General features: G+C 64.4%; 14 protein-coding genes. 6 read left to right on the forward strand and 8 right to left on the reverse strand.

Going from position 1 to position 14,723, the window contains the following annotated elements:
• Positions 1-3: 3 nt before the first annotated feature.
• The 3 genes from AWB70_RS08445 to AWB70_RS08455 all read right to left on the reverse strand — a co-directional run bounded on the left by AWB70_RS08445 (position 4) and on the right by AWB70_RS08455 (position 3,100).
• Entirely contained in the window at positions 4-501 is a 498-nt protein-coding gene (locus AWB70_RS08445; RefSeq protein ID WP_053571371.1) for a MaoC family dehydratase, read from the reverse strand.
• Positions 502-558: 57 nt separating this feature from the next.
• Positions 559-1,701 carry an acyl-CoA dehydrogenase family protein gene (locus AWB70_RS08450; RefSeq protein ID WP_053571372.1) on the reverse strand — a complete coding sequence of 381 codons (1,143 nt, stop codon included), beginning with the start codon at positions 1,699-1,701 and terminating at the stop codon, positions 559-561.
• A 244-nt stretch (positions 1,702-1,945) separates the two neighbouring features.
• On the reverse strand, positions 1,946-3,100 hold the full coding sequence (locus AWB70_RS08455; RefSeq protein ID WP_053572080.1) for a CaiB/BaiF CoA transferase family protein: 1,155 nt from the start codon (positions 3,098-3,100) through the stop codon (positions 1,946-1,948).
• Between the two features lie 263 nt (positions 3,101-3,363).
• On the opposite strand from AWB70_RS08455, the gene AWB70_RS08460 reads away from it, so the two are divergent.
• From AWB70_RS08460 to AWB70_RS08475, 4 genes are all read left to right on the forward strand, one after another.
• Positions 3,364-4,113, forward strand: coding sequence for an electron transfer flavoprotein subunit beta/FixA family protein (locus AWB70_RS08460; protein WP_053571373.1), 750 nt, complete (start codon positions 3,364-3,366; stop codon positions 4,111-4,113).
• Between the two features lie 16 nt (positions 4,114-4,129).
• Entirely contained in the window at positions 4,130-5,062 is a 933-nt protein-coding gene (locus AWB70_RS08465; RefSeq protein WP_053571374.1) for an electron transfer flavoprotein subunit alpha/FixB family protein, read from the forward strand.
• 243 nt (positions 5,063-5,305) lie between these two features.
• Positions 5,306-6,097: an SDR family NAD(P)-dependent oxidoreductase gene (locus AWB70_RS08470; RefSeq protein ID WP_053571375.1), complete on the forward strand. Its 792-nt coding sequence runs from the start codon at positions 5,306-5,308 to the stop codon at positions 6,095-6,097.
• Positions 6,098-6,110: 13 nt separating this feature from the next.
• A complete protein-coding gene (locus AWB70_RS08475) occupies positions 6,111-7,037 on the forward strand; it encodes an alpha/beta hydrolase (RefSeq protein WP_053571376.1) in 927 nt (308 codons plus the stop codon).
• Positions 7,038-7,080: 43 nt separating this feature from the next.
• Here AWB70_RS08475 and AWB70_RS08480 read toward each other — a convergent pair whose 3' ends face one another.
• Complete coding sequence (locus tag AWB70_RS08480) at positions 7,081-7,311, reverse strand: hypothetical protein (protein ID WP_041733396.1); 231 nt, start codon at positions 7,309-7,311, stop codon at positions 7,081-7,083.
• 362 nt (positions 7,312-7,673) lie between these two features.
• Between AWB70_RS08480 and AWB70_RS08485 the strand changes: the two genes are divergently transcribed.
• A complete protein-coding gene (locus AWB70_RS08485; protein ID WP_053571377.1) occupies positions 7,674-8,483 on the forward strand; it encodes an enoyl-CoA hydratase/isomerase family protein in 810 nt (269 codons plus the stop codon).
• 96 nt (positions 8,484-8,579) lie between these two features.
• Positions 8,580-10,004: an MmgE/PrpD family protein gene (locus tag AWB70_RS08490; protein WP_053571378.1), complete on the forward strand. Its 1,425-nt coding sequence runs from the start codon at positions 8,580-8,582 to the stop codon at positions 10,002-10,004.
• A 58-nt stretch (positions 10,005-10,062) separates the two neighbouring features.
• On the opposite strand, the gene AWB70_RS08495 is transcribed toward AWB70_RS08490, so the two are convergent.
• From AWB70_RS08495 to AWB70_RS08510, 4 genes are read right to left on the reverse strand one after another with little or no spacing between them, the layout of a single operon-like run.
• On the reverse strand, positions 10,063-11,757 hold the full coding sequence (locus AWB70_RS08495) for an electron transfer flavoprotein-ubiquinone oxidoreductase (RefSeq protein WP_053571379.1): 1,695 nt from the start codon (positions 11,755-11,757) through the stop codon (positions 10,063-10,065).
• An 18-nt stretch (positions 11,758-11,775) separates the two neighbouring features.
• Entirely contained in the window at positions 11,776-12,627 is an 852-nt protein-coding gene (locus AWB70_RS08500; protein ID WP_053571380.1) for an HpcH/HpaI aldolase/citrate lyase family protein, read from the reverse strand.
• Positions 12,628-12,630: 3 nt separating this feature from the next.
• The gene (locus AWB70_RS08505; RefSeq protein ID WP_053571381.1) at positions 12,631-13,827 is read right to left on the reverse strand and encodes a CaiB/BaiF CoA transferase family protein; all 1,197 of its coding nucleotides are present in this window, start codon (positions 13,825-13,827) and stop codon (positions 12,631-12,633) included.
• Between the two features lie 17 nt (positions 13,828-13,844).
• A complete protein-coding gene (locus tag AWB70_RS08510; RefSeq protein ID WP_053571382.1) occupies positions 13,845-14,693 on the reverse strand; it encodes an HTD2 family dehydratase in 849 nt (282 codons plus the stop codon).
• Positions 14,694-14,723: the final 30 nt, after the last annotated feature.

Raw genomic sequence — 14,723 nt, forward strand, 5'->3', positions numbered from 1 at the left:
TCCTCAGACCTTGAACTCGGGTTGCGCTTCGGCGATCAGCGCGTCGAGATCCGCGCGCTTGCGCAGCATCAGCAGGCTCCATTCGCTGCGCTGCACGACCTCGCCACGCTGGTTGTACGCCTGAATCAGCATCGTGCCGACGCCGAACTTCTCGTCCTTTTCCTTCTTTCCGATGATCTCGGCCGTCGCGTACACCGTGTCGCCAATCTTGACCGGGTTCAGGAAGCGCATCTTGTCCACGCCATAGTTCGCCTGGATCGCGGGGCCGAATTGCAGGAGGCCCGAGATCAGCGAGAACGTCAGCATGCCCTGAACGATGCGCTCGCCCCAACGCGTCTTCTCCGCGTACTCCTTGTTCGAGTGAATCTCGATCCAGTTTCCGGTGAACATGCAGAACATCACCACGTCGCTTTCGGTCACCGTGCGGCCCGGCGAGCGGAACTTCTGCCCGACCTCCAGTTCGTCGAGGGGAATGTTGATGCTGTTGTTGATGGTACTCATTACGGTTTCCTTATCAATTGAATTCGAAGGGCGCGTCGTTGGCTTGCTTCCTCGCCGTTACTGGCGCATCGATTTCGCGATGATGGTTCGCTGAATCTGCGAGGTGCCGCCGCCGATGGTCGATTGAATGCTCTCGCGCAGATAGCGCTCCATGTCGGCTTCCGGCAGGTTCGCGTAACCGCCGAGGACCTGCATGCCGGTGAGCGCGCACTCCTTCAGCGTTTCCGAGCCGTAGAGCTTGGCCATCGATACTTCGCGGCTGCACGGCACATGATTCGCGGCCATTTGCGCGGCGCGATAGCACAGCAGGCGCGCGGCATCGACCTTGGTCTGACAGTCGGCCAGCATGTGGCGGACGACCTGGAAGTCGTAGAGCTGATGATCGAACTGAATGCGCTCGTGCGCGTAGCGCGTGGCCGTCGCGACGGCCTGCTGCGCATTGCCCGTGTATGCGGCCGCCACCGCGCAGCGTTCGAGCTCCAGATGCTCCGTGATGATCTTCCAGCCTTGGCCTTCGTCGCCGAGCAGCGCGTCGCCCGGCACGCGCACTTCGTCGAGGAAGATTTCGGTCGTGCCGGTGGCATGACGCGAGAGCGTCGGCAGCTTGTTGATCACCATGCCCGGTGTATCGTTCGGAATCAGGAGCACCGACAGGCCCTTGTGCTTGTCGTCCGTGCTCGTGCGCACCAGCATGGCGATCACGGTGTCTTTCGCCGCTGCGCCGCTGCACCACAGCTTCTGGCCGCTGACGATCCAGTCGCCGTTGCTGTCGCGGCGCGCACGCGTCTTCGTGTTGGCGGCGTCGGAGCCGGCATCGGGTTCGGAGATCGACACCGAGAAGCGGATCTTGCCGTCGATGAACGGCTGCACGTATTGCTTCTTCTGCTGCGGCGTGCCGAACTTGATGATGTTCATCGCGGTGAACGTCGGCACCAGCACCGAGCACGCGAAGTCGAAACCGAACTTGCCGAGACCTTCGGCCATCAGCGAGTAATCGAAGATGTCGCCGCCCGAACCGCCCTCGGCTTCCGGAATGAGAATGCCGAGCCAGCCTTGCTTCGCGATCATGTCATACGCTTCGTACGGGTAATCGCGATTCATGTCGCACTTGCGCACGTATTCGACCGTGATCTCGTTGTCCATGAACCTGTTCACGGTGTCGAGCCACATCGTTTGCGATTCGTCGAGAAAATTAGCCATTAGTCTGCACTCCAGTTATTGACGTCTGCTGAAGCAGCCGCACGTTCATCGTGAAACGAGCTTAGAGCGTCACGCGTCACAAACCAACTGACCGTTTCTGAAGTGACGATTCGCGTAATCGAAATCGGCTTGTAACCGGAGACGAAAGGATTCGATGCGCGGGGAGCGGAGAACATCCGTTGGAGAAAAAGCAGGCAGCGCCCGCATGCGGAGCGGGCGCAAATGACGCGCTGCGGTTAGGGCGTCACGCGATCGCGCCGGCCTCGCGCAGCGTGGCGAGTTCGACGGCAGTGAATCCCCAGTCGCCCAGCACTTCGTCGGTATGCTCGCCCGGCTGTGCCGGCCCCGACTGTATCTCGCCGGGCGTCCTGCTGAAACGCGGCGCCGGCGCCGGTTGAACGACGCCATCGCGCTCGACGAACGTCTGCCGCGCGCGCAAATGCGGATGCTCCGGCGCTTCCGCCAGCGACATGACCGGCGCGATGCACACATCGCGTCCCTCGGCGAGCGCGCACCATTCGTCGCGGGTGCGCGTGCGGAAGATCGCGGCAAACCTTGCGTGCACCTCCGGCCATCGCGAGCGATCGTGCTGGTCCGGCATCTCGTCTTCGCGCAGACCCAGCATCGACAGCGTATTGCTCCAGAATCGCGCTTCGTTCGAGCCGACGCTCAACCAGCGGCCGTCGCGGGTCTCGTACACGTTGTACCAGGGCGCGCCCGAGTCGAGCCGATTGCTGCCGCGCTCGTCCTTCCAGTAACCGCTCGCGAGCATGCCGTAGAACAGCGTCATCAGCGACGCGGAGCCATCGACCATCGCGGCGTCCACGACCTGCCCTTTCCCCGACCGCTTGCTCTCGAGAATCGCCGACACCACGCCGAGCGCGAGATACAGCGAACCGCCGCCGAAATCGCCCGCCAGATTCAGCGGAATCACGGGCGGCCCGCCGGCCACGCCGACCGAATGCAGCACGCCGCTCAGCGAGATGTAATTGATGTCGTGGCCCGGCGCGTGCGCGAGCGGGCCATGCTGCCCCCAGCCGGTCATGCGGCCGTAGACGAGCGCGGGGTTCGCCGCGAGGCACGCATCCGGCCCGAGGCCCAGTTTCTCCGCGACGCCCGGGCGGAACCCCTCCACCAGCGCGTCGGCCCGGCCGGCGAGCTTGAGGACCGCCTCGGCCGCTTCCTTTCTCTTCAGATCGAGTGCCGCGCTGCGCCGGCCGCGATTGAGGAGATTGAAGCGCGGATCGCCGGGCTGGCCGCCGTCGTAACCCGGCGGGCGGTCGATACGAATGATATCGGCGCCAAGATCCGACAGCAGCATGCAGCAGAACGGCACGGGCCCTACGCCGCCCAGTTCCACGATCCTGATCCCTGCAAGCGGCCCTTTAGCGTGTTGCATCTCGAACGTCTCCATGGAAGTTCCGATCAAGCTTACGCGCGTTAGACAGGCAGTCCAATTTCGAAATATCGAACTCGCGCTTCGATGCGGTCGAAGCCGCGCATCGGGCAAGGCGTCGCGGTTGGCGGGCTTCTGAAGTACGGAACCATCGGGCGAGCGGGATTGACGCCACGCCGGCCGAACCGCCACTGTGAATGCCATGCGCAAGCAATGGCCGCTCACCCGGCTTTCGGTCGAATGTTGAAATGGAAAGGAGAGGCAAAGTGAAGGTATTGGTCCCCGTCAAGCGTGTCGTGGACGCGAACGTGAAGGTCGGCGTGAAATCCGATCAGTCCGGCGTCGATATCGGTAGCGTGAAGATGTCGATGAATCCGTTCGATGAAATCGCGGTGGAAGAAGCGGTCCGCCTCAAGGAAGCGGGCGTCGCGACCGAAGTGATCGCCGTGTCAGTCGGCGTCGCGCAGGCGCAGGAAACGCTGCGCACGGCGCTTGCAATCGGCGCGGATCGCGCGATCCTCGTTCAGTCGATCGATGGCGTCGAGCCGCTCGGCGTCGCGAAGGTGCTGAAAGCGCTGGTCGACAAGGAACAGCCGCAGTTGGTGATTCTCGGCAAACAGGCCATCGACGACGACTCGAACCAGACGGGCCAGATGCTGGCTGCGCTGGCCGGTTTTCCGCAAGCGACGTTCGCATCGAAGGTCACGATCGCCGATGGCCGTGCCACGGTCGCGCGCGAAGTGGACGGCGGCACGGAGACGCTGTCGCTGACGCTGCCGGCCGTCGTCACGACCGACCTGCGCCTGAACGAGCCGCGCTACGTGACGCTGCCGAACATCATGAAGGCGAAGAAAAAGCCGCTGGACACCGTGAAGCCCGAAGACCTCGGCGTCGATGTCGCGCCGCGAATCAAGACGCTGAAGGTGGCCGAACCATCGAAGCGCGCGGCGGGCGTGAAGGTGCCGGATGTGAAGACGCTGGTCGACAAGCTGAAGACCGAAGCCAAGGTGCTGTGAGAGGGAGCAGAAAGAAATGACGATTCTGGTAATCGCGGAACACGACAACGCGTCGCTCAAGACCGCGACGCTGAACACGGTTGCGGCGGCCGCAAAGATCGGCGGCGACATTCACGTGCTGGTCGCGGGTCACACTGCGAGGGGCGCGGCGGATGCGGCGGCGAAAATCGCAGGTGTCTCAAGAGTGCTGCTGGCCGACGCGCCACAGCTCGAAGCGGGCCTGGCGGAAAACGTCGAGGCGACCGCTCTGAATATCGCCAAGGACTATACGCACGTCCTCGCGCCGGCGACCGCATACGGCAAGAACATCGCGCCGCGTATCGCGGCGAAGCTGGATGTCGCACAGATCTCCGAAATCACGGCGGTCGTCAGTGCCGATACCTTCGAGCGTCCGATCTACGCGGGCAACGCGATAGCAACGGTTCAGTCGAGCGATCCGATCAAGGTCATCACGGTGCGCGCGACCGGGTTCGATCCGGCTGCGGCCGAAGGCGGGAGCGCATCGGTCGAGACTATCGCCGCGGCGGCGGACACGGGCACGTCGCAGTTCGTCGGCCGTGAAGTGACGAAGCTGGATCGCCCGGAACTCACCAGCGCGCGCATCATCGTGTCGGGCGGACGGGGCCTCGGCAGCGGCGAGAATTACACGAAGGTGCTGGAGCCGCTCGCGGACAAGCTCGGCGCAGCGCTGGGCGCATCGCGCGCGGCGGTCGATGCCGGCTACGTGCCGAACGATTATCAGGTCGGCCAGACCGGCAAGATCGTCGCGCCGCAGCTCTATATCGCGGTCGGCATCTCCGGCGCGATCCAGCATCTGGCGGGCATGAAGGATTCGAAGGTAATCGTCGCGATCAACAAGGATGCGGAAGCGCCTATTTTCAGCGTAGCGGATTACGGCGTCGTCGGCGATCTGTTCGCGCTCGTGCCGGAGCTTGCAAGCGAACTCTAGAAGCGCGGTGCCGCAAGCCTGGCAGGCGGCATGCGCTCACTTCTTTTGCGTCGCTCCGACGGTCAATCTCGCGCACGAATCGCGCCGGATTTCAAAGTACGGCAAGCGCGCGCAATGCGCGTTGACACGCTACGCGCCGGTTAGTCATCGTTGAATTCCACAGCGAAGGAAGCGCCATGCCGTATCGGGCACGGATCGGCGGCAGGCGGCCTTCCGGAAGACACCTATTCAAAGGAGAGGTTCATGGAATTGCGCAGGAACGTGCTCGTGGTGGGTGGCGCCGGCGGCATCGGCGCGGCATGCTGCGCGGCGCTCGCATCGGCGTGGAACCCGATCGTGGTTGACCGGGACGAAGAAGCCGCACAACGCGTGGCCGCCGAAACCGGGGGGCGTGCCTATCGGCTCGATGTCGGTGACATCGACGGCATTGAGCCGTGTATCGAGGCCATCGAGCGTGAATGCGGCGACATCGACGGGCTCGTGTTCGCGGCCGGCGTGATCCCGCCCGCGCAGGGCCCGTTGCAGACCGACCTGTCGGCCTGGGACCGGATTCTGGACATCAACGCGCGCGGCGCGTATGCAGTCTGCCGCTCGGTCGGACTGCTCATGGCATCGCGCGGACGCGGCAGCATCGTGATGCTCTCGTCGCTCGCCGGCATGATGCCGACGCCCCATCTTGCCTATGGCCCGTCGAAAGCCGCGATGATCAATCTGGCCGGCGCCCTCGCCGTCTATCTCGGCCGACAGGGCGTTCGCGTGAATGCCGTCTCGCCGGGGCCGGTGCGCACGCCCGTGATCGAGGCCAGCTACGCGCGCGGCGAACGCGATCCCGCCGTGATGGCGCGGCAAACCGCGCTCGGCCGCGTGATCACGCCCGGCGAACTCGCAGGTCCGATCGCGTTCCTGTTGTCCGATGCGGCCTCGGCGATGACCGGCACCAATATCGTCGTGGATGCCGGCGCGACCGCGGCGCTGGGCTGGAACCTGTTCGGCGGTGTGGAGACCGTGCTGGACGGATTGCAATCTCGCCAATAAAAAGGACTGCGTCATGAGCCTAGACCTCGACACCCGCGTGTTCATGGACAAGCTCGCCGCGGCGGCATCGAAGCCGCGTCATCAGATGACGCCGGACGAAGCGCGCGTCGCGTTTGCGCGAATCAGCACGATCCTGTCCACCGGTGCCGATGTGCGCGCCATCGTTCCCCTCGATATCCCCGTCGAGGGCGGCATGCTCCGTGCACGCCTGTTCGTGCCGGACGAAAAATCGCAAGCACTGCTCGTGTACTTCCACGGCGGCGGCTGGGTCGTCGGTGGCGTCGATGAATTCACGCCGCTCTGCCGGGAGCTCGCGGCGGGAGCGGGCGTCGCCGTTGCGCTCGTCGAGTACCGGAAGGCGCCGGAGCACCCGTTCCCGGGGCCGGTGCACGATGCATGGCAGGCGACGCAGTGGCTCGCCGCGCAACGGGCCGCGCTGCTCGGCGTCGAATTGCCGGTGCTCGTGGGCGGCGACAGCGCGGGCGCCAATCTCGCAATCGCGGTGACGCTGCTCGCGCGTCGCGAGCGCACGGTGCCGCTCAAAGGTCAGTTGCTCGTCTATCCGGTGACCGACTGCACGTTCGATCGACCGTCGTACGTCGCACCGGAGAACCAGCTATTGACCAACCGCGAGGTGATGATGTGGTACTGGACTCACTACGCGCCAACCGACGCCGCCCGGCAGGCGAGTCTCGCCTCGCCATTGCGGGAAGCCGATCTTTCCGGCTTGCCGGAGGCGATCGTCGTCACCGCGGAACACGACGTACTGCGCGACGAGGGTGAAGCGTACGCGCAGCGCCTCGAAGCGGCTGGCGTGCCGGTTCATCATCTTCGTGCACAGGGGCAGATGCATGGTTTTCTGATGATGATCGGTGTGCTGCCCGGCAGCCGCAGCGGGCTCGGCTTCATCTGCGAGCGGCTTCGCGGTCTCGTCGCGTAATCGCTGCGCCGACGCGCGTTTCGAACGAAAGCGGCGGAGACGGCTACGCGATGCGCATCGTCGCGTGACGCGGCTGCGGCGGGAATACATGCCACGCGCCGTCGTCGTGCTGAAAGAAGCAGATCGCCACGTCGCCCGTCGATGCGCGGGCATCGATCCTCACACACCGCCTGCATGCCGTGCGCCGCAGAAAGTGGATGCGAAACGGGATCGCGCCGTTCGGTGTCAGCCAACTTTCGATTGCGTCGCGCAAGGTCTTTCTCGTCACGTTCATCACCCTCTCCTGCTTTCAGCCACCGGCTGCACATGCCTTCATCATGATGCTCATCGTGCGACCTGCCGCAATCGGGCGTCAACGGCGCCGAGCGACGCGTTCCGTACTTTGATCAAACCACTCGATAAGTGATTCGGCATCGTGCACGCATACCTTACGAACATATGTTAGATTGAGATCGAACGGAGGAAGATGAACGGCAGGCTTGCGAAATCCAGGCCAAGTTCCCGGCAGCACGGATACCAGCGCACATGAGGGGCGGTGATCAAAGTACGGAACATCCGCACCACGCACATTGCACCATTCGATGCCGGCGAGTTCAATGTACGTCGCCACCGTTCAACTCAACTCTGGATTCACGCATGCGATACGAAGACTTTCAGTTCCTTCTGTTCGACCGCCAGGCTGACGGCGTATTGCTCGTCACATTGAACCGTCCGGAGGTCATGAACGCGACCAACAACAGAATGCACTGGGAACTGACCCAGGTCTGGAGCGTGGCCAACGACGATCCCACGGTGAATGCAATCGTGGTGACGGGCGCGGGCGAACGCGCGTTTTCGGCGGGCGGCGATTTGTCGGTGGTCGAAGAGATGTCGGCCAGCCAGGAAGCCACCATGCGCGTGATGAAGGAGGCCTCCGATATCGTCTACAACATGCTGGCCTGCGATAAGCCGATTATTTCCGCCATCAACGGAACAGCCGTAGGCGCAGGGCTCGTGGTCGCGCTGCTCGCGGACGTCAGCGTGATGGCGGAAGACGCGCGCCTGACCGACGGCCACGCGCGTCTGGGCGTGTCGGCGGGCGACCACGCCGCGATCGTATGGCCGCTGCTCTGCGGCATGGCCAAGGCCAAGTACTACCTCATGACCGCGGATTTCGTCGATGGAAAAGAGGCCGAACGTATCGGCCTCGTCACCTTCTGTGCGCCGCGTGCCGACGTGCTCGTCAAATCGCTGGCCATCGCCGCCAATCTGGCGCGCGGCAGCCAGACCGCCATCCGCGCCACCAAGAAGTCGCTGAATAACTGGATGCGCATGGCCGGACCCATTTTCGACAACTCGCTCGCCATGGAGATGTTGTGCTTCCTCGGCGCGGACGTCAAAGAAGGCGTGGCGGCCATGCGCGCCAAGCGGCAGCCGGACTTTCCGTCAGCCCGATTGCCCCGGTAGGCGGCGGCCCACTTCTACGCGGCGTCATGCCGCGCTCGCAAACCTAACTAATATTAGTTATTAAGACGACCCAGACCATTCAACAAGGAGACAGACATGAGCACCACCCGCGAAACGCAAGCTGACTCGCTATCCAACTGCCCTCCGTTGGAGCAGGCCGTCGTGCGCTTCATCCAGACGTTGAGATACGAAGATATCGACGCCTCCGCGCGCGCCGGCGTAAGCAGGCTGATGCGCGACCAGCTCGCATTGCAGATCGGCATCTCGACGATGCCGTGGTCCGGGCAACTGCTGAAGTACGCCGTCGCCCAGCAGCGTCCGGGCAAGAGCCGCGTGAGCGCCTCCACCCTGACCATGAGCGCGCCGGATGCCGCCTTCGTCAACGGCTCGTATGGCCACGGTTTCGAGTACGACGACGCGCATGGCCAGAGCTACAGCCATCCGGGCAGTTGCGTCATACCGGCTGCGCTGGCCATCGGCGAGGAACTGGGTTTGTCGCTCGAAGACGTGATCACCGCGATGGTCGCCGGCTACGAGGTGTATACGCGCATCGGCGTGCTGGCCTCGCCCGATCTTCTGCAGCGAGGCTTTCACCCCCACTGCACGCTGTCCAATCTGGGCGCCGCCGCGGTCGCGGCGAAGCTGCGCGGGTTCGACGCCGAAACCACGCTGCACGCACTCGCGATTGCTTTGAGTCATATGTCGGGGACGACCGAGTACACGTCCACGGGCGGCTCGATCAAACGGATTCACGCAGGCATCGGCACGCGCAACGGCATGGCCGCCGCCGACATGGCCAAGGCCGGCATCACCGGACCGCGCGCGTTCCTGAGCGGCAATAAAGGGTTCTTCCGCACCTTCCTGCAGCGTACGGCCGGCGATGGCGCCGAGCAGCGCTTTGCAGCGGGCCGGCCGTTCGAGATCGCCACCGTCTGGCTCAAGGCGTACTGCGCCTGCTATTGCACACATGCCTACATCGACGCGCTGCGCCCGTTTGCCGCGCGCCGCGACGAGATCGCCGACGTGCATCTGAAGATCACGCCGCACTTCAACGTCGTGGTCGGGACGGCCAACGCCAACGCTTACGAGCCGAGGAACATCGAGCACGTTCAATTCAGCTTGCCCATACAGGCGGCATTCGCGTTGCTCGGCAAGGGTAACGGCTACGCGATCCATCGCGACTACCTGGCCGGCAGGATCGACATGACGCCCGTCATCGCCATGGCGCGCAGCATCCGCATCACCGAAGAGCCTGCGCTCGAAAAGCAATACCCTGGAAAGTTCGTGGCCGACGTGACCGTCACGTTCACGGACGGCAGCGCGGAGCATGTGTTTGTCGAAGACCCGATCGGCACCGATACGAATCCCATGTCCGAACGCGAGCAGGACGAGAAGTTCATGGAACTCACAGCAGACGTGCTGGGAACCGCGCAGGCCAGAAAGCTTCTGATCACGCTGCGCGAGATGGTCCCCGCGATGAAGGCCGCCGACTTGATGCGCCTGTGCGCCACCGATCAGTGATCGGGGGCTGAGCCGTCCGGGCGTTGCTCTGCACAGGGCCAAGCAGGGCGGCCCCGATCTACATCCCCGAGTAGTTGGGTCCGCCACCGCCCTCCGGCGTGACCCAGACGATATTCTGCGTCGGGTCCTTGATGTCGCAGGTCTTGCAATGCACGCAGTTTTGCGCGTTGATCTGCAGCCGCTTGGCGCCCTGCGTCTCGTCATCGACGAATTCATAGACGCCCGCCGGACAGTAGCGCGCCTCGGGACCCGCGTAGCGAGCCAGGTTGACGCTCACCGGCACGCCTGCGTCTTTCAACGTCAGATGCGCGGGCTGATTTTCCTCATGATTGGTATTGCTGATGAACACACTGGAAAGACGATCGAAAGTCAGTTTTCCATCCGGCTTGGGATAGACGACCGGCTCGCATTCGCTGGCGCTCTTCAGGTATGCGTGATCGGGCTTGTCACGACGCAACGTCCAGGGCATACGGCCGCGCAGCACGAGTTGCTCGAAGCCGTTCATCACCGTTCCCGCCACGAGGCCGTACTTGAACCAGTTCTTGAAGTTGCGGTCCTTCTTCAGTTCCGCATGGAGCCAGCTCTTCCCAAAGGCTTCGGGATAATCCGCAAGCTCGTCGTGCTGGCGGCCCGCCGCCACGGCCGAGTAGGCGGCTTCGGCCGCCAGCATGCCCGTCTTGATGGCGGCGTGGCTGCCCTTGATGCGGCTGACGTTGAGAAAGCCCGCGTTGCAGCCCACCAGCGCGCCGCCCGGAAAGACGAACCTGGGCAAGGCATTGATGCCGCTGGCGTTGATCGCGCGCGCCCCGTACGACAAACGCTTCGCCGTGATCTCGCCCTTGTCGTTCTCGAAGTAGCGGCGAATGTCCGGATGGGTTTTCCAGCGCTGGAATTCCTCGAAAGGACTGAGGTACGGGTTCGTATAGCCGAGACCCGTGACGAATCCGACAGCGATCCTGTTGCCTTCCAGATGGTAGAGAAACCCTCCGCCATAGGTCTTGTTGTCCATCGGCCAGCCAGCCGTATGCGCGACGAAGCCAGGCCGATGACGCCCGGGATCGATTTCCCACAATTCCTTGATGCCGATGCCGAAGCTCTGCGGGTCGCGCCTCGCGTCGAGCCCGTAGCGCGCGATGGCCTGCCTGCCCAGATGTCCGCGCGCGCCTTCGGCAAGGATGGTGTACTTCGCGTGCAGTTCCATGCCGCGCTGAAAGTTCTCCGTTGGCTCGCCATCCTTGCCAACGCCCATGTCACCTGTTGCCACGCCCTTGACGGAGCCGTCATCGTTGTAGAGGAGTTCCGCCGCGGCGAAGCCGGGAAAGATTTCCACGCCGAGCGACTCGGCCTGTTCCGCAAGCCATTTCGTCAGCGCGCCCAGGCTGATGATGTAGTTGCCGTGGTTGTGCGCGAACGGCGGCAGCAGCATGTTGGGCACGCGCATCGACGATTTCTGGCCGAGAAACACGTAGGCCTCGTCGGTGACAGGCTGATTCAGCGGCGCGCCCCGCTCTTTCCAGTCCGGGAAGAGTTCGCTCAGCGCTCGCGGATCCATGATCGCGCCCGAGAGGATGTGCGCGCCGGCCTCGGAACCTTTTTCGAGTACCACGACCGAGATATCACCGCCCTTTTCCGCCGCCAGTTGCTTGATGCGGATGGCCGTGGCCAGGCCGCCGGGACCGCCGCCCACGATCGCGACGTCATACTCCATGGATTCGCGTGGGCCGTACTGCGCTAGAAGTTCTTCGCTGTTCATCGTGCCAGGTCTATGACTTTAGTTGCGTGCTGCGGCAATCGCTTCTGCTGCGCGTATCACGGGCAAATCGATCATCCGTCCGTCCAGCGAGAAGGCTTCTCCGCCGCGCTTCGCGGCCTCTTCGAGCACGCGCTGCGCCCAGGCCCGCTCGGCCTCGGAATACCCCAGCGCCTCGTTCACGCCGGCTACCTGAGCCGGATGGATGCACAGCTTTCCGCCGAAGCCGAAGGCCCGTGCACGCCCGGCATCCGCCGTCAGACGGCCGGTGTCGCCCGTGTCGGTCGTCACGCCGTCGATGGGAGCCGGCAAGCCGGCGCGACGCGACGCGGCGACGAGCGCGTTGCGCGCGAAGGCGAGTTCCGGTTCCTCCGACGAGGCGTGCATGCCGAGATCGAGCTGAAAATCCAGATGACCGAAGGCGAGACGCGCGACGTGCGGCTCGTGCGCGAGCGCATCGGCGGCATCGAGTCCGCGTAGCGATTCGATCAGCGCCACGACGCACGCCGCCTCGCCGAGCTCGTTCGCTACGCCTCGCAGTGCGACCGGATCTTCCGACTTGGGCAGCATGACGGCCACGCCCTGCCCGACCCAGTCGCGCAGCAGCGCGATATCGGCATCGTGCCAGGGGGTGCCTGTGGCGTTCACCCGTACCACGGTGCGGGCCAGTTGCGCGGGAGCGAGCTGCGGAAGGTGCTGCACGAGATGCGCGCGCGCGCTGTCCTTGCTGTCCTCGGCCACGGCGTCTTCGAGATCGACGATGATGCAGTCGGCGCCCGAATCGAGCGCCTTGGCAAAGCGCTCGGGCCGGGTGGCGGGCACGAACAGCAGGCTGCGCGCATGGCGCACGGCAGATGCGATGGTTGCGCCCATGTCTCAGATCACTCCGTCGGTTTGCAGTTGGCGGATCTCGGCGTCCGAGCGGCCCAGTTCGCGCAGTATCTGTTCGCTATGCTCGCCCAGCGCGGGCACCGCATCCATGCGGGCATCGAAGCTATCGACGGTCGCGGGCGGCAGCAGCGCCTGCAATGGGCCCGCTGGCGAATCGATGGAACGGAAACGCTGACGCGCATGCAGTTGCGGATGCGTCCACAGATCACCCACCTGATTGACGGCGGCGTTCGCGATCCGGGCCTGGTCCAGGCGGGCGATCACGTCCTCGGCGGTGATGCCTGAAAAGCACGCTTCGATGACTTCCTTCAGGACCGCGCGATTCTCCACGCGACGCACATTGGCGTCGAAGCGCGGATCGGCCGCGAGTTCAGGGCGTTGCAGCACGATGTCGCAAAAGACTTTCCACTCGCGCTCGTTTTGCAGGCCGAGCATGACCACCTTGCCATCGCCCGCCTTGAACGGGCCGTACGGATAGATCGTGGCGTGCGCCGCGCCATTGCGCCCCGGCGCCTGTTGGCCGTCGTAGGCGTAATACATGGGAAAGCCCATCCACTCGCCCAACGCTTCGAGCATCGAGACTTCCACATGCGAGCCGGTGCCCGCGAGGTTGCGTTGCAGCAGCGCGCTCAGAATGCCCGTATAGGCGTACATGCCGGCGGCGATATCGGCGATCGAGTTGCCGGCCTTGCTGGGCTCGTCGGGCGTGCCGGTGACGGAGAGAAACCCCGCCTCGCTCTGGATCAGCAGATCGTAGGCCTTCTTGTCGCGATAGGGGCCGTCATCGCCGTAGCCGGAGATGTCGCACACGATCAGCCGAGGGTATTTCGCATGCAGCGTGTCCCACGAGAGGCCCATGCGAGCGGCCGCACCGGGCGCCAGATTCTGCACCAGGACGTCGGCCTGGGCGATCAGTTCGGCCAGCACTTCTTGCGCGGCGGGCTGCTTCAGGTCGAGCGTGAGGCTCTCCTTGGAGCGATTCGTCCAGACGAAGTGCGAGGCCAGGCCGCGCGTGCGATGGTCATAGGCACGCGCGAAATCGCCGGTGCCCGGACGCTCCACCTTGATGACGCGCGCGCCCAGATCAGCGAGCTGACGTGTGCAGAACGGCGCGGCGATCGCATGTTCCAGCGTAATGACGGTCAGGCCGCTGAGCGGCCCTGGGCGGAGGGATTCCGACATGGCGTGTCTCGTCTCGGTTATTCGATTTGCGCGCTGGCCAGCATGGCCAGCTGGCCTTGAGCACCGCGCGCCCACAAACGCGCTGTGCCGCCTTCGAGCTTGCCGTTGACGCTGAACGGCGCGATGTCGAACACCGGGCTGACGGCCTTGAATTCGAAGCTGCGTATCGCTTTTTCCGGATGCGCGCGGCGCAGCGCTTCCATGAGCAACGTCGCGATCAGCGGTCCGTGCACCACGAGGCCGGGATAGCCCTCCTCCTCGATGGCATACGGACGGTCGTAGTGGATGCGGTGACCGTTGAAGGTCAGCGCCGAGTAGCGCATCAGCAGCACGGGATCGGGCGAGATCGTCTGCCCGAATTGCTCGTCGACGGGCGCGGGCGCCGGTTCGGGCGCGGCCGCCCCCGGAGCCGGTGCGTCACGGTAGACGATGTCCTGCTCTTCGCGGATGGCGACGCCCTCTGCATCGGAAATCTCGTGCAGCACGGTTACGAACACCAGATGGCCGCTGCGCCCGGACTTGCTCTGAATGCGCTTGATCGTCGAGACACGGCGGACCGGCGCGCTCACGGAAAGCGCGCGCAGGAACTGCAGACGTCCTCCGGCCCACATGCGCCGCGGCAGCGTGACGGGCGGCAGAAAGCCGCCGCGCCTCGGATGGCCGTCCGTGCCGATATTGGACTGGCGCTCGCCCGGCAGGAAGTACAGCCAGTGCCACAGCGGCGGCAGCGTCCTGGGCAGCGACGAGGCATCGGGGTAGTCGAGCGTCGCCTGCATGAGACGAATGGGTGCCGGCGTGATCGTGTCCGCGCTTTCGTCGCTGCGGCCGACCCAGGCATCGAAGGATTCAGGGGATTCGGAATTCATGCGGCCGTGCGCTCCATCGCGTTGTTCGTA

Origin of the sequence: Caballeronia cordobensis (genome assembly GCF_001544575.2) — a bacterium.
GTDB lineage: Bacteria > Pseudomonadota > Gammaproteobacteria > Burkholderiales > Burkholderiaceae > Caballeronia > Caballeronia cordobensis.